The sequence below is a fragment of the Luteibacter sahnii genome, assembly GCF_034063545.1.
Lineage (GTDB): Bacteria > Pseudomonadota > Gammaproteobacteria > Xanthomonadales > Rhodanobacteraceae > Luteibacter > Luteibacter sahnii.
In genome coordinates this window covers 287,548-306,826 of sequence record NZ_JAQLOK010000003.1, presented here as the reverse complement: position 1 = coordinate 306,826, position 19,279 = coordinate 287,548, and the positions used below count along the sequence as shown (strand labels likewise).

The following is a 19,279-nucleotide window of genomic DNA, read 5'->3' as shown; positions in this document are numbered from 1 at the left end:
GATTCCCCTGCGCACGCTGCGCAGCGACGCGATCAAGACCGGCCCCGACCGCGCGCCCGCCCGCGCCATGCTGCGGGCCACGGGCCTGGACGACGAGGCCATCGCCCGCCCGATGGTCGCCATCGTGCACAGCTGGTCCAACGTGTCGCCGTGCAATCTCAACCTGCGCGACCTGGCCGAGGCGGCCGCCGACGGCGTGCGCGCCGCGGGTGGCACGCCGGTCGAGTTCAACACCATCGCCGTGACCGACGGCATCGCGATGGGTTCGCCCGGGATGCGCTCGTCGCTGGTCAGCCGCGAACTCATCGCCGACTCGATCGAACTGGCGGTCGAGGGCCATTGCCTCGACGCCATGGTGGTGCTGTGCGGTTGCGACAAGACGATTCCCGCGGCGGCGATGGCGCTGGCTCGGCTGAACATCCCCGGCGTCGCGCTGTACGGCGGCAGCATCGCGCACGGCGTCCACAACGGTTGCCCGATCACCGTTCAGGAGGTCTTCGAAGCCGTGGGCGCGCACGGCGCGGGCAAGATCGACGACGCCACACTCGACGACGTCGAGCGCCACGCGTGCCCGGGAGCCGGTGCCTGCGGTGGTCAGTTCACCGCGAACACGATGGCGATGGTGCTGACGACGCTCGGCCTCACCCCGCTGGGCCTGAACGACATCCCCGCCACCGATCCGGCCAAGCGCGACGCCGCGTTCCGTTGCGGCGAACTGGCGATGGCCTGCCTGGAGGCCGACCGCCGTCCGCGCGACGCGATGACGCGCGATGCCTTCGACAACGCCGCGCGCATGGTCGCCGCGACGGCGGGTTCCACCAACGCCGTGCTGCACCTGCTAGCGATCGCCAACGAAGCCCGCGTGCCGTTGTCCATCGAAGACTTCGAGCCGGCGTCGGTGCACACGCCGGTCATCGCCGACCTCAAGCCCGGCGGACGCTACAGCGCCGTGGAACTCACCGCCGCCGGCGGCACCGCCATCGTCGCCGCCGAGTTGCGCAAGGCGGGCATGCTCAAGGACACCCCCACCCTCACCGGCCGCTCGCTGTTCGCCGAACTCGACGACGCCCCGCCGGCGACCGAGGGCCAGGCGGTGGTGCGCCCCGCCACGTCACCGTTCAAGCCGCGCGGCGGCTACAGCATCCTCTACGGCAACCTCTCGCCCGAGGGCAGCATCCTCAAGCTGGCCGGTCACGGCCGCACCAGCCATGCGGGCCCCGCGCGCGTGTTCGAGAGCGAGGAAGACGCGTTCGCCGCCGTGCAGGCCGGCCGCATCCGCGCGGGCGACGTCATGGTGATTCGCAACGAAGGGCCGGCCGGCGGCCCGGGCATGCGCGAGATGCTGGCGGTGACCGCCGCGCTCGTCGGCCGCGGTCTCGGCAACGACGTGGCGCTGATCACCGATGGCCGCTTCAGCGGCGCCACGCACGGGTTCATGGTGGGCCATGTCGCGCCGGAGGCGGCGCGCGGCGGTCCGATCGGCCTGCTCCGCGAGGGCGACGCGATCTTCATCGACGCCGCCACACGCGAACTGCGCACCGATGCCGACCTCGCGGCGCGCCGCGCCTCGTGGCGCCCCGCCCCGCCGAAGGTCACCCGCGGCGTACTCGCCAAGTACGCCCGCCTGGTCGGCTCCGCCGCCGAGGGCGCGGTGACCCAGGCCTTCGACGACGAGCCGGTCGCCGGCCCGCGCGTGCGCCGCGAGATCGAGGACGAAAACCTCACCCAGGAACTGATCGGCAACTAATCCCTGCGGGACCCGGGCCGGCACCCTCGACGTCCGCGCGCCGTACCCGGCCACCCGAACCGCGTTATTCACCGGAGATACCCATGACCGACAAACAAGCCACCACCGCCCCCCTGCAGAACGCCCGCATCGCCGTGCTCGGCTATGGCAGCCAGGGCCGCGCGCACGCGCTCAACCTGAAAGACTCCGGCCTCGACGTGGTCGTGGGCCTGCGTCCGGGCGGTCCGTCCTGGCACAAGGCGTACAACGACGGTTTCCACGTGGCGGAGCCGGCCGAAGCCGTGCGCGATGCCGACCTGGTCGCGGTGCTCACCCCGGACATGACCCAGCCGGCCCTGTACCGCGAGGCCATCGAAGGCCACATGAAGCCGGGCGCTACGCTGCTCTTTGCCCACGGCTTCAACGTGCATTTCGGCCAGATCGCGCCACGCGCGGACATCGACGTGGTGCTGGTCGCCCCGAAGGGCCCCGGTGCCCTGGTGCGCCGCGAGTATGAGATCGGCCGCGGCGTGCCCTGCCTCTACGCCGTGCATCAGGACGCCACCGGCCATGCCGCCGAGCGTGCGATGTCCTACGCGGCCGGCATCGGTGGCGCCCGCGCCATGCTTATCGAGACCGACTTCAAGGAAGAGACCGAAACCGACCTCTTCGGCGAGCAGGCGGTGCTGTGCGGTGGCGCATCCGAACTGGTCATCAAGGGCTTCGAGACACTGGTCGAGGCCGGCTACCGTCCCGAGATCGCCTACTACGAAGTGATGCACGAGTTGAAGCTGATCGTCGACCTGTTCTACGAGGGCGGCCTCGCGCGCATGCTCGAATTCGTGTCCGAGACCGCGCAGTACGGCGACTACACCCGCGGGCCGCGTATCGTCGACGACGCCACGAAGGAGCGCATGAAGGGCGTGCTCAAGGACATCCAGGACGGCACGTTCGCCCGCGAATGGACGGCCGAATACCAGGCCGGCCTGCCCAACTACAAGGCCTACAAGCAGCGCGACCTCGAGCATCCGATCGAAAAGGTGGGCGCGCAGCTGCGCGCGCGCATGCCGTGGCTCGCCGCCAACCAGCCGAAGGCACCGGAGCCCGCCAAGAGCGCCTGATGCCGTCCCTTGCAGGAGCGTGCCCGCACCGCGAAGCCCCTCCCCTTTCGCCGCGCGCGGGCGCGCTCCTGCATCTTCCCCCACCAAGGAAGCCCCACACCGTGAATGCGCAACCGGATATCGGCGACATTACTCGCCCCGCCTCGAACCATCCCCTGGCCGGACGTGCCATGACCGGCGCGGACATCGTCGTGCAGGTCATCGCCGACGAAGGCCTCGACGTGCTGTTCGGCTACTCCGGCGGTGCCATCCTTCCGGTCTACGACGCGTTATTCCGCTACAACGCCGAGCACGCCCGCGACGACGGCGGCGAGCCGCTGCCGCTGATCGTGCCCGCGAATGAGCAGGGCGCCTGTTTCATGGCCGCCGGCTACGCCCGCGCCTCGGGCCGCGTCGGCGTCGCCCTGGTCACCTCCGGTCCCGGCGCCACCAACGCGGTGACGCCCGTGCGCGACTCGATGGCCGATTCCATCCCGATGGTGGTGATCTGCGGCCAGGTACCCACCGCCGCGATCGGCACCGATGCATTCCAGGAAGCACCCATCGGCACCATCATGGGCGCCTGCGCCAAACATGTTTTTCTCGTCACCGATGCGCAGACGCTGGAAGCCACGCTGCGCACCGCGTTCCACATCGCCCGCAGCGGCCGCCCCGGGCCGGTGGTGGTGGATATTCCCAAGGACGTGCAGAACGCCCCGCTCGTCTTCCACGGTGCCCGCGAACTGCCCGTGCGCGGCTATCGCACGCGCCTGCACGCCGTGCAATCGGCTACGCCCGACGATCGCGCCTGCGCGGCATTCTTCGATGCCCTGGCGGCATCGGGGCGCCCGCTCATCTACGCGGGCGGTGGCATCATCGCGGCGGAAGCCGCCCGTGCGTTGCGTGAGTTCGCGCAGACGTTCGGCCTGCCGGTGGTGACGACGCTGATGGGCATTGGCGGTTTCGACACCACCGACCCTCTCGCGCTGGGCATGCTCGGGATGCACGGTACCGCCTACGCCAACTACGCCATGGACGACTGCGACTTCGTCTTCGCGCTGGGTGCCCGCTTCGACGATCGCGTGGTCGGCGTGCCGGATAAGTTCGCTCCCCGCGCCCGCACCATCGCGCAGATCGACATCGACCCTGCCGAGATCGGCAAGGTCAAGGCGGTGCACTGGCACCACGTGGGCGGGCTCGACGCGTCCCTGCGCGCGCTCATCGCCTACGGCAAGCGCATCGGCTTCACGGCCGACCGCCGGGCGTGGCATGCGCACGTGGAGGCGCTGAAGGCGTCTCATCCGATGAACTTCTGTCGCGAAAGCGAGCGCATCCAGCCGTGCGCGGTGATCGAGGCGATCAACCGCATCACCGGGGGCCAGGCGATCATCACCACGGGGGTGGGACAGCACCAGATGTGGGCGGCGCAGTATTTCGACTTCCGCGCGCCACGCCGCTGGCTCACCTCCGGCTCCATGGGCACCATGGGTTTCGGCCTGCCCGCCGCCATCGGGGCGCAGTTCGCCCGACGCGACCTCACCGTGATCGACGTCGACGGCGATGCCAGCATCCGGATGAACATCGGCGAGCTGGAAACGGTCACCACCTACGGGCTGCCGGTGAAGGTCGTGGTGCTGAACAACGCAGGCGACGGCATGGTGCGCCAGTGGCAGAAGCTGTTCTTCCGGGGACGCTTTTCCGCCAGCGACAAGAGCCTGCACAAGAAGGATTTCGTGCGCGCGGCACAGGCCGACGGCTTCGAATGGGCCAGGCGCCTGGACGACCCGAACGATCTGGACGCCACCATCGCCGATTTCCTCGCCTTTGACGGGCCAGCCTTTCTCGAAGTGACCATCGACCCCGATGCGGGCGTGTATCCGATGGTGGGACCGGGCGCCTCCTACGCCGAGATGATCACCGGCGACTGGATTCCCAGCCGCTCGGCAGCCGCCCCGGCCGAGGCCAAGCCGACGGGGATGTTCTGATCATGCGTCACCTGATTTCCATGCTCCTGCAAAACGAAGCCGGCGCACTCGCACGCGTCGCCGGCCTGTTCGCGTCGCGCGGCTACAACATCGAATCACTCACGGTCGCGGCGACGCACGACGAGGATGTGTCCCGCCTGACGCTCGTGGTGTTCGGCGACGATATCACCGTCGACCAGGTGGTGAAGCAGACGGCGAAGCTCGTGGACGTCATCGACATCGCGGAACTCACCCGCCGGGACCATCTCGAACGGGAGCTCTCGGTGGTGCGTGTCGAAAGCGTGGGCGAGGCGCTCGCCACCTACGTGGCGAAGTCCGGGGCAAGGGTGCTGCAACGCGAAGGCGATATGGCGATCCTGGAATACACCGGACGCACCGACGAAGTCGACGGCTTTATCGGTGGCTTGCGCGGCGTCGCCCGCATCACCGACCACGCCCGCAGTGGCGTCGCCGCCGTGGAACGCACCGCGGTCGCCGTCGGCCTGTCGCCCGCGTAACCGTCCCCGTCTCCCGGACCGCTCAGGGTCCGGCAGACCCCACGGCGTTACCAGACGGTATAGACCTGGCCGGTCTGGCGGCCTTCCACGCTGCGCGAGAACGCCAGCGCGGCACGCGCCGCCGTCACCGGCGCGAAGCCGCGGAAATACGGGCCGTAGCCTTCCATCGACTCGGTGAGCACCGTGGGGCTGACCGCATTGATGCGCAGGCCTCGCGGCAGTTCGATCGCGGCGGCGCGCACCCACGCTTCGATCGCGCCGTTGACCAGGCTCGCGCAGGCGCCTGCCACGATCGGCTGCTCGGCGAGGATGCCGGTGATGAAGGTGAACGAGCCACCGTCGCGCAGGTGATGTTCGCCCGCGCGGACCAGGCGCACCTGGCCGAGAAGCTTGTCCTGCAGGCCGGCGAGGTAGTCCGCCTCGGTCAATTCGGCCAACGGCTTGAACGGCACGGCGCCCGCCGCGCAGACGACGGCGTCCAGCATGCCGACGTCGCGGAACATCGCCTCGACGCTGGCCGCGTCGCGCAGATCGACGCGCACGTCGCCGTGGCTGCGACCCGCGCTGACGATCTCGTGGCGGCTGCCCAACTCGGCCACGACGGCCCGGCCAAGGGTGCCGCCCGCGCCGACGATGAGGATCTTCATAAGGTGTCTCCCTAGTCGATTGGACCGCGCAGCGTACGCCACGGCGGGTGAACCGCGCGCCGTCGATCGGCGCTTTACGTGACGTATCCGACAACTTCACCGCGCCAGACCTAGCGTTGGGCCTACCCGAACCCAAGGAGCCGGTCATGCCGTTCAACCCCACCAACCCGCAGCCACCCATCGCCGAGCCCGGCAAGAATCGTCCCGAAGACGAGATCCGCCAGCCGGGCAGCTACCGCCCGGAACGCGACGCCGATCCGGAGCCGCCGCATAACGACGATCCGGTCGAGCCGCTCGAGCCGAAGTAAGCGATCAGGTCGCGGGCCACGCGACTGGGGGCAGGGCGATAGTCCGGCACTTGGGGCACTCCGGGGGCAGCCGAGCGGCTAGACTTCGCGCATGAGCCCCACCTCGAAGAAATCCCGGCCGCGCCGCACGGGCGCGCCACCGGTGCGTCCCTCTCCGGCCCCGGCCCCGGCGACGCGTCCCGCCGACGCTTCCACGGCCGCCGAACGCGTGCTCGCATTCGTGCTGCGCGGCATGCCGTCGGCACGACGTGATCGCGTCTACGCGTTCCTGCAGCTGACCCGCATGGATCGTCCCATCGGGGCGTTGCTGCTGTTGTGGCCCACGTGGTGGGCGCTGTGGCTGGCGGCGAAGGATTTTCCGCCCATCGGGCCCCTGGTGATCTTCACCCTTGGCGTGTTCGCCATGCGCGCCGCCGGCTGTGCCATCAACGACTACGCCGATCGCAAGCTCGATCCTCAGGTAGCGCGTACGCGGGGCCGGCCGATCGCAAGCGGACGGGTGACGCCGCGCGAAGCGCTGTGGACCTTCGCGGCGTTACTGGCGTTCGCCTTCGTGCTGGTGCTTTTCACGAACCGTCTGACCATCCTGCTCTCGTTCGCCGGCGCCGGGCTGGCGGCGATCTATCCATTCACCAAACGCTTCACGAGCCTGCCCCAGGTGGTGCTGGGCGCGGCGTTCGGCTGGTCGATCCCGATGGCCTTCGCCGCCGTGAGCGACAGCGTGCCGCCCGTGGCGTGGTTGCTCTTCATCGCCAACATCCTGTGGTCGGTGATCTACGACACGATGTACGCGATGGTCGACCGCGAGGAAGACATCGCCGCCGGCGCCAGGTCGACGGCCATCCTGTTCGCCGACGCCGACCGGCCGATCATCGGCATCCTGATGGGCACCTTCCTGCTCGCCCTCGTGCTGGTCGGCACGCGTGCCGCGCTCGGCTGGCCCTACTGGATCGGCCTGCTCGTTACTGCCGGGCTGTTCGGTTATCAGCAGTGGATGATCCGCGATCGCGCGGGCCCCGCCTGCCTCGCCGCGTTCCGTCACAACAACTGGGTCGGCCTGGCGATCTGGGTGGGGATCGTGCTGGCGCTGGCGCTCTGAGCGCGACACGCGCGATCTAACGCGACGACACGTCGCGCCCGGTGCGCGCCAACGCCCATATGTCCACACGCGCCACGCCCGCGTCGCGCAGCGCGCGGGTGCAGGCTTCCAGCGTGGCCCCCGTGGTCATCACGTCGTCCACGACGGCAACGTGGCGCACCGCCGGCAAACGGCGCACCGCGAAGGCACCGCGCACGTTGCGCGCGCGGGCGGCGGCATCCAGGTCGCTCTGCGCGGCGGTCATGCGCACGCGCTCGAGCGCGTCGGGCCACAACGGACAACCGATCCGCCGCGCCAGCGGTTTCACCAGTTCGAGGGCCTGGTTGAATCCGCGCCGACGCAAGCGGGAGACGTGCAAGGGCACCGGTACGACGGCGTCAGGACGGTCGAGGGGACACCTCGCGCGCAGCCAGCAGTGTGCCAGCGTGCGCCCGGCCGCGAGTTGACCGTGGAACTTGAATCGCGCTTCCAGTTGGTCGATCGGCGCAGCGTAACGAAACGGCACCCACGCAGCGTGCCACGACGGCGTCGCCCGCTGGCACGAGCCGCAAAGCGTCGTCTCGCGGGGCAGCGGCAACGCGCATCGCGCGCAGTGGCGATCGTTCCACGGCAGCGCGGCGAGGCAGCCCGCGCACAACTCGGTGCTTCCCACGCCGCGATCGCCGCAGGCCAGGCAGCGGGGCGGAAGGATAAAACGGCCTGCCGCTGCCAGCCAGCGGTCCAAGGGCGCGTCCATGCGCCGGGCGTGCTCAGTAACGCCGACGGAACATGGCCGCGTCGACGATGGACCACAGGTGGATGATCCAGCCCAGCCAGATGATCCAGAGCACCGCCGCCAGCACGAACATGATCAGCGCCTTGAAGACGCGACCCTGTACAAGCTGGCCCAGACCCGGAATGAAGAAGCTGCAGATCGCCGCGATGACGTTGCCGCTGCTGCCCTGACCTTCGCTCATGGCGTGTCTCCGTAGGTGTCCTGGGCCGATGGTAGAGCCGCGGACCGTGCGCACAGCGTCAACCCGGTGACACCCATTCAGGTTGACAACGACAGGGACGAATCCGACACTTCGGCCCGTCCCCAAGGAAGTCCCCATGATCGCAGCCATCCGCCACGACTGGTCCCGCGACGAGGTCGAGCGCCTCTTCGCCCTGCCCTTCAACGACTTGCTGTTCCAGGCGCAGACCGTTCACCGGCAGTACCACGACCCCAACGCCGTGCAGGTGTCGACCCTGCTCTCGATCAAGACGGGCGGGTGCCCCGAGGATTGCGCCTACTGCCCGCAGGCCGCGCGCTACGCGACCGGGGTGAAGGCCGAGAAGCTGATGAGCGTCGAGGCCGTGCTCGCCAAGGCGCAGGCCGCCAAGGACGCGGGCGCCAGCCGCTTCTGCATGGGCGCCGCGTGGCGCGCGCCCAAGGATCGCGACGTCGCCAAGGTGGCCGAGATCGTCGGCGCGGTGAAGGCCCTCGGCCTGCAGACCTGCGCCACCCTGGGCATGCTGAGCGGTCCCCAGGCCGACACACTGAAGGCGGCGGGCCTGGATTTCTACAACCACAACATCGACACATCGCCTGACTATTACGGGGAAGTCATCCACACCCGCGACATGCAGGATCGCCTGGATACGCTCGAGCATGTGCGCGCGGCCGGTATGAAGACCTGCTGCGGCGGCATCGTGGGCATGGGCGAATCGCGCGCGCAGCGCGCGGGCCTGCTGCAGACGTTGGCGAACCTGCCCGAGCATCCGGAGTCGGTGCCGATCAACCGCCTCGTGCAGGTGGCAGGTACGCCTCTGGCGGGTACCGAGGCGCTGGATCCGTTCGAGTTCGTGCGCAGCATCGCGGTGGCGCGCCTGCTCATGCCGGCATCCGTCGTACGCCTGTCGGCTGGCCGCGAATCGATGGACGACGCGCTACAGGCACTGTGCTTCGCCGCGGGTGCCAACTCGATCTTCTACGGCGAAAAGCTGCTCACCACCGGCAACCCCGATGTCGAGCATGACCGCCGGCTGTTCGAACGACTCGGCCTGAAGCCGATGGAAGTTGCGTTCGAACCGGGCACCGTGCACGCCGACATCGTCGAGCCCGCGCACGCATGAACCGCCCTGGCCTCCGCGCCCGCGTGGAGGCCGCGCGAGCGGGTCGCGAACAGGAGGGCCTGCTTCGCCGCGCCCGTACGTGCGACGTGCTGGGCGGGGGGCGCCGGGTCGTCGGCGGACGCATCCTGACCGACTTCTGCGGCAACGATTACCTCGGCCTGGCCGGGCATCGCGACCTCGTGGCCGCGCTGACCCGCGCGGCCAGCGCCGAGGGGGTTGGCACAGGGGCGGCCCACCTGGTCAGCGGACACCGGGGCGAACACGCCGCGCTGGAGCACGAGCTGGCCGAATGGACGGGGCGCCAACGGGCCTTGCTGTTTTCCACCGGGGTGATGGCTAACCTCGGCACGCTGCAAGCCCTGCTCGGCACCGCCGTGCACGGCCGCGAGCGGGCCCTCTGCGTGCAGGACCGGCTAAACCACGCCAGCTTGATCGACGGCGCGTCGCTCGCCGACGCGGAACTGGCGCGGTATCCCCATGCCGACGCCGACGCAGCGGCACGCCAGCTCGACGCCCGGCCGACGCGTCCGGCGCTGCTCGCCACCGACGGCGTCTTCAGCATGGACGGCGACGTCGCACCCCTGGCCCGTCTGGCGACGGTGTGCGCCGAGCGCGACGCCCTGTTCTACGTCGACGATGCCCACGGCCTTGGCGTGCTCGGCCCCCGCGGCGCGGGGTCGGTGGCTGCCGCGGGCCTGGGCGCACGCGACGTGCCGGTGCTGATGGGCACGCTCGGCAAGGCCGTGGGTTGCGCGGGCGCGTTCATCGCCGGCGACGCCGACCTGATCGAGGCCGTGGCCCAGTTTGCCCGGGCGTACATCTACACCACGGCGATGCCCGCCGCGCTCGCCGCCGCGACCCGCGCGGCGCTACGACTGGTGCGGGAGGACGTGGACGGCCGGCGCGAACGCCTGCGGGCGAACGTGGCGCGGTTCCGCGCCGGTGCCGCCCAGCTGGGGCTCGGACTCATGCCATCGGACACGGCGATCCAGCCACTGGTGTTCGGCGCGACCACCGCCGCCGTCGACGCGGCGCGCCAGCTGGAGCAGGACGGCTTTCTCGTGGTGGCGATCCGCCCGCCCACCGTGCCGCGCGGTTCAGCGCGGTTGCGGGTGACGTTGTCGGCCGCGCACACACCCGACCGGATCGACGCCCTGCTGGACGCGCTGGGCCGCCTTTCCGCCCGGCGCGAGGCCGCCGCCGTATAATGGACGGCCGCAGGTCCCACGCATGTCCATGTCGATCCTCAACATTTCCGCTTACAAGTTCGTCGCCCTCGACGAACGGGCCGCGTTGCGCGACGCCATCGCGCAACGCTGCGAGGCGCTGGCGCTGAAGGGCACGGTTCTGCTCGCTCCGGAGGGCATCAACCTGTTTCTCGCCGCCCCACGCGATGCCATCGAGGCGTTCATGGCATGGTTGCGCGACGACGCCCGCTTCGCGGACATCGTTCCCAAGCAGAGCTGGTCCGAGCAGGTGCCCTTCGGGCGCATGCGTGTGCGCCTGAAGAAAGAAATCATCACCATGCACGCGCCGGCGATCCGGCCCGAGGCGGGCCGCGCGCCCCACGTACTGCCACGCGACCTGCGCCGCTGGCTCGACGCCGGCCACGACGACGAGGGCCGCGAGGTGGTGCTGCTGGACACCCGCAACGACTACGAAGTGGCCGCTGGCACCTTCGAAAACACCATCGACTACGGGCTGTCGAGCTTCACCGGGTTTCCCCCGGCGGTCGCCGCCGATCGTTCCCGCTTCGAGGGCAAGACCGTCGTCTCCTTCTGCACGGGCGGCATCCGCTGCGAGAAGGCCGCCATCCACATGAGCCAGATCGGCATCGAGCACGTCTACCAGCTCGAAGGCGGCATCCTGAACTACTTCGAAGAGGTCGGCGGCGCGCACTGGCGCGGCGACTGCTTCGTCTTCGACGGGCGTGGCGCGGTGGATCCCTCGCTGGCACCGAGCGACGCCCGGTGAGCGGGCTGTACATCGAACGGCGCGGCCGCGGCGACGTGCCGCTGGTGATGCTGCATGGCTGGGCGATGCACGGCGGCATTCTCGCGCCCCTGGCCGACGCGCTCGACGCACGCTTCGACATGTACATCGTCGACCTGCCGGGGCATGGCCGTTCGCGCGACGCCGCCCTGCCGCTCGATCCGGCGACCTGCGCGGCGGCGCTCGTGGAACGCGTGCCGCCGGCCATGTGGCTGGGCTGGTCGATGGGCGGACTGTTCGCCATGATCGCCGCCCTCGATTACCCGGATCGGGTGAGGGCTCTCATCCCCGTCAGCGCCACGCCGTGTTTCGTCCGCACGCCCGACTGGCCGCACGGCAACGACGTGGCGATGGTGCGCAAGCTCGCCGCCGATCTCGACGCCGACTACAAGGCCACGGTCGATCGCTTCATCGCCCTGGAAGCGATGGGCAGTGCCGATCCGCGTGCCGAAACCCGACGCCTGCTGGCCGACGCCTATGCCCGCGGCGAACCCGATCCGCGCGTGCTCAGGGAAGGCCTGCGCCTGCTCGAAACCACCGACCTGCGCCCGCGCCTGGGCGATCTGCGTCCGCCGAGCCTGTGGATCGCCGGGCAACGCGATCGCATCGTGCATCCCGAGGCCATGCGCTGGTCCGCGCAGGCCGCGCGAGGCGATGTCGAGACCATCAACGCCGGCCACGCCCCGTTCATTGGCCACGCCGACGAACTCGCGCGCGCCATCACGCACTTCACCGAAGCCCACGCATGAGCGATTTCCATTTCGACCGCCGCCAGGTCCGCCGTAACTTCGGCCGCGCGGCGAACACATACGAAAAACACGACGCGCTCCAGCGCGAGGTTCAGTCCACGCTGATCGATCGCCTGGAGGTCTACACGCCCGTGCCCGAGGTGGTGCTCGACGTGGGTGCCGGCACGGGACGCGGCAGCGCGGCGCTGAAAAAGCGTTACCCCAAGGCGCAGGTGATCGCGATGGACCTCGCCCTGCCGATGCTGCGCCAGGCCAGGCACAACCAGGCCTGGCTGAAGCCGTTCGCCCGCGTGGGTGCCGATGCCTACACGCTGCCGGTGCACGATCGCAGCGTGGATATCCTGTTCTCCAACCTCTGCTTCCAGTGGTGCGAAGACCTGCCACGCCTGTTCGCCGAATGCGCGCGCGTGCTCAAGCCCGGCGGCCTGCTGGCGTTCTCCACCTTCGGTCCCGACACGCTGACCGAGTTGCGCAGCGCCTGGGCCGCCGCCGACCAGCACGCGCACGTGGCGCGTTTTCTCGACATGCACGACGTCGGCGACGCGATGCTCGCCCAAGGGCTGCGCGACCCGGTGCTTTTCGCCGAGCGCTATACGCTCACCTACCCGACGCCGCGCGCCCTGCTCGACGAATTGCGCGGCCTGGGCGCCAACAACGCCGACGCCGGGCGTGCGCGCGGCCTCACCGGCAAGCAGCACTACCGGCGCATGCTCGACGCGTATGAGGCGATGCGCACCGATGGCGTGATTCCCTCCACCTGGGAGGTGGTCACGGCCTACGCGTGGGGCCCGCCGGAGGGCCAGTCGCGGCGCGAAGGCCGCGGGGACATCGCGAGCTTCTCCGTCGACAAGCTCCGCGGATCGCGCCGGAAGACGCCGTTCGACTGAGTCGAACCGCGGCGTCTCAAGCGATGAGATGAACAACGCGGATACTGCACGGGTCGGCCCGGAGGGGCCGGTCAGGCTCCTCATCAGTCACCCTTTCCGCGCAGCCCCTCCGGGTCGAACATCACATGGGCGGATGGATCACCGCCGCGCGTCCCGAGGCGATGTCACGGCCGTCATGCACCACGCGAAACGTGTATTGCGCGCCCGAGCCGTCGGCGATCAGGCACTGCGCATACACGTCGAGACGGCCGTGGAGGTCGTCGATGCGCTCCAGCGCCAGCTTCAGGCCGCGAAGGCTCACCAGCATGCCCGGACGCGGCGGCGCATCGCCGCCGCACCTCGCTCTCAGCGCGCCATGCACGGCCGTGGCCTGCGCACCGTATTCAGCCAGGTGGACCGCATGCAGGCCCCGCTCGCCGCGCAGCGGATGCGTGGGCGAGCCGTGGCTCGTGCTGAACGCGTGAATGGTGTCGTCGTCGAACGACACCACGCCGTCAAGCAGGCACATGTCGCCCGCGTGGGGCACGAGGTCAAGGAAGTCGCTTTTCTCGAGCATGGGGCGCCATGAGGATCGACAGACAGAAATGGAAGGCGACGCCGAGGGCGACCGTCAGCCCGATGGCCCGCAGCACCGGGATGCTCGACCACGCGAGCATCCCGAACACGAGCAGCGCGGACAGCACGCAAACCACCGTAGCGTGCAGCGTGCGCCGCTGCTCGGCGGGGTCGCCCGTATCGCGTTCGAAGAACAGGGCGTAGTGCAGGCCCAGGCCCGCCGCGAGGATCAACGCCACGAGATGGAACAGCGACACCGGAATACCCGCCACACGCTCGACGCCGAGCACGAGGAACGTCGCCAGCGTCATCGGCGCCAGCACGTGCCACGCGCGGCGCACGCTGCGCAAGGCAAGCGTGATGGTGACGAACAGCAGCGCCGTGGCCGCCAGCACCGCATGCAGGATGCGCGTGCGATACGCGGCGACCAGCGACTCCGAGGCATCCTTCAGGTCGAGCAGGCGCGCCTGGCCACCGGCCGCGGTCAACGCGGCGGCGATCGCCGAGGGGTCGCGCACGCCACTGAGCGTCGACAGCCCCACCCAGTGACCGGCGCGCGGCACCAGCATCGCGGCGAGACGCTGGCCCAGCGGCGAACGCGCGAAGCGCTCGGGCGTGAGCGGCGGCAGCTCGCGCGCGGTCTGTACGTCGGCCACGAAGGGCGCGAAGAGATCCTTGCGGAACGGCAGGCCATCGAGCGCGGCATCGAGCTCGGTATCGAGCGTGGCGCGATCCGGTAGCTTCGCCTGCCGCGTGCGCTGCGTCGCGATGTCCGGCAGGTAGACCGACGGCAATTCGAACCCGTCGAGGGCGTTGGCGGTGACCAGCCGCTGCAAAGGCGCCTCGAGCGCGCGCGAGGCGACGAGCACGCCGTCGGCGGTCGGCGCCTGCACGATGAGCAGGTAGCGCACGTCGGGCGCGCCCAGCTCGCCCCGCAGGCGGGCGTCGGTCATCAGCAGGTCGCGCGGCAGCGGTGTGAGGGCGGACAGGTCGTTCTGCCAGAACGGCCCTGGCGCGAATGCCAGCATCGCCCCGATGGCCAGCACGACGGGCACCGGCAACCAGCGTGGACGCGGCAAGCCGTCGAGCCAGCTGCGCAGGCGAGCGAGACCCGGCGTGTCGACGACGTCGCGGGCGTGGGCGGGAAGCAGGTGAGGCAGCAGGTAGCGCGTGCTGAACCCGGCGGCGAGCAGGCCGGCGATGGTAAACACGGCCAGTTGCTTCAGTCCGCCCACGCCGGATGCGTAAAACGCGAGGTAGGCAATGCAGGCCGAGGCGATCGCCGTGAGCAGCAACGGCCAAAGGCCGCGCACGCTCGCCACGGCCGACTCGCCCGCACGGCGGTGGCTCAGCAGGCGGATGGGGTATTCCTGGGCCACGCCGAGCAGGGTGAACCCGAAGGCCAGGGTGATGCCGTGGATCTCGGGGAACATGGCCAGCAGCGCGACGATGCCGGCCAGCGCTCCGGTCGCCACCGGCAGCGCGCCGAGCAGCAGGCTGCGTACGCTACGGTAGGCCGCCAGCATCAGCAGCACGAACCCCACCGTGGAGATCCGTCCGATCCAGTCGGCTTCCTCGCGTGTCTGCGCGTTGACCACCGTCGTGAAGTAGCCCGGACCGCTCACCGTCAGGTGCGACGCGGCGCTGCCCGGTAAGGCGGCGAAAGCCTCGCGCAGGCGCCCGAGGGCGTCGTCCTGCGCGGCGGGATCGAAGCCGGCGCCGCGCGTCTGCGCGAGCAGCAGGGCTTCGCCACGCGAAGAGAACCACACGCCGTCGCGCACGTCGGGCGAGTGCGCCGGCGTCCAGCGCTCGGCGAGCTTGAGGGTTTCCAGCGTCGGATCCCGCGGCAGCAGGCCCTTGAGCAGCGAGGCGGCGGGCGAGCCGAGGTCGTCGAGGCGCTGCTGGAGCTGGTCGGCCAGGAACCCCTCGTCGAAGGCCGTGTCGTCGAGCGTGGGCGAAAGCAGGTAGCGATACGGCAGCAGGCTGGCGTCGAGCATGCCGAGGTCGAAATCGCCGTTCACCACCTGGGTGAACGCCGCGTCCTTGCGCAGGGCGGCGGCGAGACCGCGACTGAGTGCCGCCTTGCCGGCGTCGTCGCCCCCGTCGATGGCGACCAGCAACAACCGCGAACCCGGACCCTCGCCGACCTGCTCCATGAGCAGGGTCTGGTCGGGCGTGGTCGGGGCGGGCATGAAGCTGCGCAAGTCGGTGCCGACGCGCAGGTGGGTCGCGGCAAAGCCGCCCCATCCGACGAGCAGCGCCAACCAGATCGCGAGGAGCGCCGCCTGCCGCCGGCTCACATCGCGCCGCCGCACTGCGCGATCAGGCCCTCGCGGGTCGGTTCGGCCGGCATGTGCGCGGCCAGGTCGCCGAGCAGGTCGATGGAGACGTCGCCGTCCGGCTCGTTCATGCGCAGGCAGCGCGGGGTATCGCCGCTGCCGTACACCTGCAGGCTCGCGATCTGCTTCGCCAGACGCGCGTCGCGCGGCGTGAGCGTGAGCATCCAGCGGCCGGCGTCGCGGCCCAGCGACACGTCGAAGGCCTCGCCCAGCCGGGAGGCGTCGCCGCCGAGCAGGGCGACGAAGCTGTCGAGCAGCAACTTGAGTTGCGGCGCGCGCTTGAGCGAGAAGCTGCGCGGTTTGCGTCCCTCGCGCTCCTGGGTGACCTCGCCGTCGGCGATGGTGGAGATCTCTTTCGCGGGCGCGTCCACGCGGCGTTCGAGGCGGTCGCCCCCCAGCCAGGACATCTGGCCCGACACCACCAGGGGCTTGTCGAGCACGCGCATGAAGCGCGCTTCGGCAAACGCCGTGCGGGCCGGCGGCGGCCGCTTCAGCGAGGCGACCAGCGCGGTGGCGTCGCCGGTGTCAGGCGTCGGAGTGGCGAGGCACGCCAGAGGAAACAGCAGGCTCGTCAGCCACACCCATGTCTTGCCAGAAGTCATAGAAATTGAACCAGTTGAAGGGGTGCGTGCGGCAATAGTGCTCCACCCGCGACGCGTAGCGGGCGACCACCGCGTCGATGGCGGCGGCGCGGTCGGCGCGGGGGATGTCGATGCGCTCGGCAAATGGCTCGAACACGAGGCGATAGCGGTTGCCGCCGAGGTACAGCCCCATGCAGACCATCACCGGGATCTTCAGGGCCGACGCGAGCAGCCAGGGGCCCAGCGGGAACGGCGCCGGCGCCCCCAGGAACGGCACCATGCGCGAGGCTTCGCCCTGGTGGCCGCGGTCGGCGAGCAACGCGACCATCGCGCCTTGGGCCGCGCCTTCGGCCATGGCCAGCGCCACCGAGGCACCGCCCCGCGAGGCGTCGATCACGGCCTCGCCCACGTCGGGCGCCAGCGCCTCGAGCACGGCGGTGAGGGCGGGCGTCTTCTGCTTGTCGAGCACGACGCGCAGCGGCACGTCCGGCCGGCGCTCGGCGAGCGCGCGAAGCGCTTCGAAGCTACCTTGGTGCGACCCGATCAGGAGCACCCCGCGACCGGCGTCGATATGGCGATCGAGCTCGGCCAGGCCTTCGGTTTCCACCACGAAGTCGCGCTCGCCCCGGGCAAGGAAGAACAACCGGTCGAGCAGGGTCGCGGCGAAAAAGTGGATATGGTGGAAGACGTCTCGGGACGTCACCGGGCGGTCGAGCACGCGCTCGAGGTAGAGCCGCGAGGCCAGGCGCTCGTCCGCGCGACGCAGGAAGAAGTACGCCGCGATCGGATACAGCAGCAACCGGGCTACCCGCCGCCCGAAGCGAAGGGCGATGGTGCGGATCAACCAGATGGCGAACCAGCCGCCGCCTTCGCGCTGGCGCCAGTGGCTCATGCGGCCTCCAGCGTGCCGCGCACCAGCACGTCGTCGCCCCGGCGCACGGTAAAGCGATAGCGCGTGGCATCGATGGCGGTCAGTTCGATCGCGGCGTCTTCGTCGGGCAGCAGCGGCGCCAGGAACTTCGCATCCGCCACCTGCGCGACGCGCAGGCCGCGCCAGTCGCGCAGCGCATCGGCGGCGGCCTCCAGCAGCAGCACGCCGGCGACGATGGGCCGGCCGGGGAAATGGCCGGCGAAGCTGGGATGGCCCGCATCGAAACGCAGGTGACGCGCGTGGGACGCGAGGTCGGCGGTGTCGGTCATCGGCGGAGTCCGGACGCATGGACCGGCGGCGGTCGCTGCCGTCGGGCAGGCGATGCCACGGCCCGAACGGCGGTCAGGCGGCGGCGCGGTGCTGTTCGATGTGGTCGGACAGCGTGCGCAGGCTGGTGAAGATCGTGCGGTTGTCGGGGTTGTCCGACTTGAGCTGGAAACCGTAGCGCTTGGACACGGCGAGGGCGATCTCCAGGGCGTCGATCGAGTCCAGGCCCAGGTCGCCGCCGAACAACGGCGCATCCGGATCGATCTCGGCCGGCTTGACGGATTCGAGGTTGAGGCTGTCGACGATCAGTTCGGCGAGTTCGAGTTGTACTGCGGTCTGCGTTGCCATCGGTGGTTCCACGTAAGCGGATGAGCCTGCCTCCCCCCGGATGGCAGCGGGCGCGGAGTGTAACACACGGCCCCGAATGGCCTTGGCCGGCGCGTTCAGGCAGGTGAATCATTTGGGTACGGCGACGTCACGCCGACATGGGAACGTTATGATGCCCCCTTGTATGCCCCTGGAATCCACGATGTTCTCTGGCCGTGACATGCGCGAGCCCGCGCCCTGCTCCGCCCATCCCGCGCCTCGCGTCCGCTATGCGGCGCCGGACACCGCGCCGGGCGACGGCACCCTCGCCGTGCTGCGTTTCCGCACCGCCCCCTCGCCGGACGATCCCCGCGTGCTCCACGTGCCGTTCGCTCCGCTGGGCGAGGCCATGGACGAGTATTGGGAGGTCGAGGGCCCGGTGACGTCGGGCCGCGACGGCGGGCTGCGCTGGGCGCGGGGCGGTGGCTGGCTGTTCGCTGCCATTGATGTCCTGGAGAGCGACCACGGTGGACCCGAGAACGCCGCGGCGTTCGCCTACGAAGCGCTGTCGCGCCGGGTGTCGGCCGGTCCCGAACGTCACGTGCAGCGGATCTGGAACTACCTCGGCGCGATCAACGAGGGCGACGGCGACGACGAGCGCTACAAGCACTTCTGCACCGGTCGCATCCGCGGCATGGGCGAGGTGTTCGCCCAAGGGTTTCCGGCCGCCAGTGCCCTGGGCCACCACGGGAACGCCGACCTGCTCCAGGTTTACCTGCTCGCGACCGACCAGACCGGTACCCGTGTCGAGAACCCGCGCCAGGTGAGCGCGTGGCGCTACCCGCGGCAGTACGGCCGCACCCCGCCGAGCTTCGCCCGTGCCACGATGCTGCCATGCGATGACGTGCTGGCGATTTCCGGCACCGCGGCCGTCGTCGGACACGCGTCGGCGCATGTCGGCGACATCGACGCGCAGCTGGAAGAAACCGCCCGCAACCTCGACGCCCTGCTGGAGTCCGCCGGCCTGCCGGCGGGATTCCACGCCCGCGACCCGCTCAAGGCATACGTGCGCCATGCCGAACATGCCGACACCGTGCGGGCGTTCGTCGAAAACCGCTGGCCCGGCACGCCCCTGCTGATGGTGCTCGGGGACGTCTGCCGCCGGGAGCTGCTGGTGGAAATCGACGGGTGGCGCTACCGCTGAGCGAGACCG

Annotated in this window: 21 protein-coding genes; 12 read left to right on the top strand and 9 right to left on the bottom strand. The window is 70.2% G+C overall.

Features of this window, described 5'->3' with window-relative positions; genetic code table 11:
- Positions 1-16 precede the first annotated feature (16 nt).
- The 4 genes from ilvD (at position 17) to ilvN (ending at position 5,308) form a co-directional block, all read left to right on the top strand.
- Complete coding sequence (gene ilvD, locus PI246_RS11660) at positions 17-1,747, top strand: dihydroxy-acid dehydratase (RefSeq protein WP_320551706.1); 1,731 nt, start codon at positions 17-19, stop codon at positions 1,745-1,747.
- Positions 1,748-1,830: 83 nt separating this feature from the next.
- On the top strand, positions 1,831-2,847 hold the full coding sequence (gene ilvC, locus PI246_RS11655) for a ketol-acid reductoisomerase (protein ID WP_320551465.1): 1,017 nt from the start codon (positions 1,831-1,833) through the stop codon (positions 2,845-2,847).
- A gap of 170 nt (positions 2,848-3,017) precedes the next feature.
- Positions 3,018-4,811, top strand: coding sequence for a biosynthetic-type acetolactate synthase large subunit (gene ilvB, locus PI246_RS11650; protein WP_320551705.1), 1,794 nt, complete (start codon positions 3,018-3,020; stop codon positions 4,809-4,811).
- Between the two features lie 2 nt (positions 4,812-4,813).
- A complete protein-coding gene (gene ilvN, locus PI246_RS11645; RefSeq protein WP_320551464.1) occupies positions 4,814-5,308 on the top strand; it encodes an acetolactate synthase small subunit in 495 nt (164 codons plus the stop codon).
- Positions 5,309-5,355: 47 nt separating this feature from the next.
- Here ilvN and PI246_RS11640 read toward each other — a convergent pair whose 3' ends face one another.
- The gene (locus PI246_RS11640) at positions 5,356-5,955 is read right to left on the bottom strand and encodes a short chain dehydrogenase (protein ID WP_320551463.1); all 600 of its coding nucleotides are present in this window, start codon (positions 5,953-5,955) and stop codon (positions 5,356-5,358) included.
- Between the two features lie 146 nt (positions 5,956-6,101).
- Between PI246_RS11640 and PI246_RS11635 the strand changes: the two genes are divergently transcribed.
- Both PI246_RS11635 and ubiA read left to right on the top strand, forming a co-directional pair.
- The gene (locus PI246_RS11635) at positions 6,102-6,263 is read left to right on the top strand and encodes a hypothetical protein (protein ID WP_320551462.1); all 162 of its coding nucleotides are present in this window, start codon (positions 6,102-6,104) and stop codon (positions 6,261-6,263) included.
- Positions 6,264-6,495: 232 nt separating this feature from the next.
- A complete protein-coding gene (gene ubiA / locus PI246_RS11630; protein ID WP_407069813.1) occupies positions 6,496-7,362 on the top strand; it encodes a 4-hydroxybenzoate octaprenyltransferase in 867 nt (288 codons plus the stop codon).
- Between the two features lie 16 nt (positions 7,363-7,378).
- Here the strand turns inward: ubiA and PI246_RS11625 are convergent, their stop codons facing one another.
- A complete protein-coding gene (locus tag PI246_RS11625; RefSeq protein WP_320551460.1) occupies positions 7,379-8,098 on the bottom strand; it encodes a ComF family protein in 720 nt (239 codons plus the stop codon).
- A 13-nt stretch (positions 8,099-8,111) separates the two neighbouring features.
- A complete protein-coding gene (locus PI246_RS11620) occupies positions 8,112-8,318 on the bottom strand; it encodes a hypothetical protein (RefSeq protein WP_320551459.1) in 207 nt (68 codons plus the stop codon).
- A 136-nt stretch (positions 8,319-8,454) separates the two neighbouring features.
- Between PI246_RS11620 and bioB the strand changes: the two genes are divergently transcribed.
- Genes bioB through bioC form a run of 5 tightly spaced genes read left to right on the top strand, consistent with a single transcriptional unit; the run spans position 8,455 to position 13,087 of the window.
- A complete protein-coding gene (gene bioB / locus PI246_RS11615) occupies positions 8,455-9,459 on the top strand; it encodes a biotin synthase BioB (RefSeq protein WP_320551458.1) in 1,005 nt (334 codons plus the stop codon).
- Complete coding sequence (locus PI246_RS11610) at positions 9,456-10,667, top strand: aminotransferase class I/II-fold pyridoxal phosphate-dependent enzyme (RefSeq protein WP_320551457.1); 1,212 nt, start codon at positions 9,456-9,458, stop codon at positions 10,665-10,667. The genes bioB and PI246_RS11610 overlap by 4 nt, the downstream gene beginning before the upstream one ends.
- A gap of 22 nt (positions 10,668-10,689) precedes the next feature.
- Positions 10,690-11,433, top strand: coding sequence for a sulfurtransferase (locus PI246_RS11605; RefSeq protein ID WP_320551456.1), 744 nt, complete (start codon positions 10,690-10,692; stop codon positions 11,431-11,433).
- Entirely contained in the window at positions 11,430-12,200 is a 771-nt protein-coding gene (bioH, locus tag PI246_RS11600) for a pimeloyl-ACP methyl ester esterase BioH (protein ID WP_320551455.1), read from the top strand. Before PI246_RS11605 ends, bioH begins: the two co-directional genes overlap by 4 nt.
- On the top strand, positions 12,197-13,087 hold the full coding sequence (gene bioC, locus PI246_RS11595; RefSeq protein ID WP_320551454.1) for a malonyl-ACP O-methyltransferase BioC: 891 nt from the start codon (positions 12,197-12,199) through the stop codon (positions 13,085-13,087). Before bioH ends, bioC begins: the two co-directional genes overlap by 4 nt.
- Before the next feature lie 121 nt (positions 13,088-13,208).
- Here the strand turns inward: bioC and PI246_RS11590 are convergent, their stop codons facing one another.
- The 6 genes from PI246_RS11590 to PI246_RS11565 form a co-directional block, all read right to left on the bottom strand.
- Positions 13,209-13,643: an ApeP family dehydratase gene (locus tag PI246_RS11590; RefSeq protein ID WP_320551453.1), complete on the bottom strand. Its 435-nt coding sequence runs from the start codon at positions 13,641-13,643 to the stop codon at positions 13,209-13,211.
- On the bottom strand, positions 13,618-15,942 hold the full coding sequence (locus PI246_RS11585) for an MMPL family transporter (protein ID WP_407069809.1): 2,325 nt from the start codon (positions 15,940-15,942) through the stop codon (positions 13,618-13,620). The genes PI246_RS11590 and PI246_RS11585 overlap by 26 nt, the downstream gene beginning before the upstream one ends.
- Positions 15,939-16,583, bottom strand: coding sequence for a LolA-related protein (locus tag PI246_RS11580; RefSeq protein WP_320551452.1), 645 nt, complete (start codon positions 16,581-16,583; stop codon positions 15,939-15,941). The genes PI246_RS11585 and PI246_RS11580 overlap by 4 nt, the downstream gene beginning before the upstream one ends.
- Positions 16,507-17,454 (bottom strand): LpxL/LpxP family acyltransferase, encoded by a 948-nt coding sequence (locus PI246_RS11575; RefSeq protein WP_320551451.1) that lies wholly within the window; start codon positions 17,452-17,454, stop codon positions 16,507-16,509. Before PI246_RS11575 ends, PI246_RS11580 begins: the two co-directional genes overlap by 77 nt.
- Complete coding sequence (locus PI246_RS11570) at positions 17,451-17,762, bottom strand: hotdog family protein (RefSeq protein WP_320551450.1); 312 nt, start codon at positions 17,760-17,762, stop codon at positions 17,451-17,453. The genes PI246_RS11575 and PI246_RS11570 overlap by 4 nt, the downstream gene beginning before the upstream one ends.
- A gap of 73 nt (positions 17,763-17,835) precedes the next feature.
- Positions 17,836-18,108, bottom strand: a complete 273-nt coding sequence (locus tag PI246_RS11565) for a phosphopantetheine-binding protein (protein ID WP_320551449.1) — start codon at positions 18,106-18,108, stop codon at positions 17,836-17,838.
- A 181-nt stretch (positions 18,109-18,289) separates the two neighbouring features.
- Between PI246_RS11565 and PI246_RS11560 the strand changes: the two genes are divergently transcribed.
- A complete protein-coding gene (locus PI246_RS11560) occupies positions 18,290-19,270 on the top strand; it encodes a chorismate transformation enzyme, FkbO/Hyg5 family (RefSeq protein WP_320551448.1) in 981 nt (326 codons plus the stop codon).
- Positions 19,271-19,279: the final 9 nt, after the last annotated feature.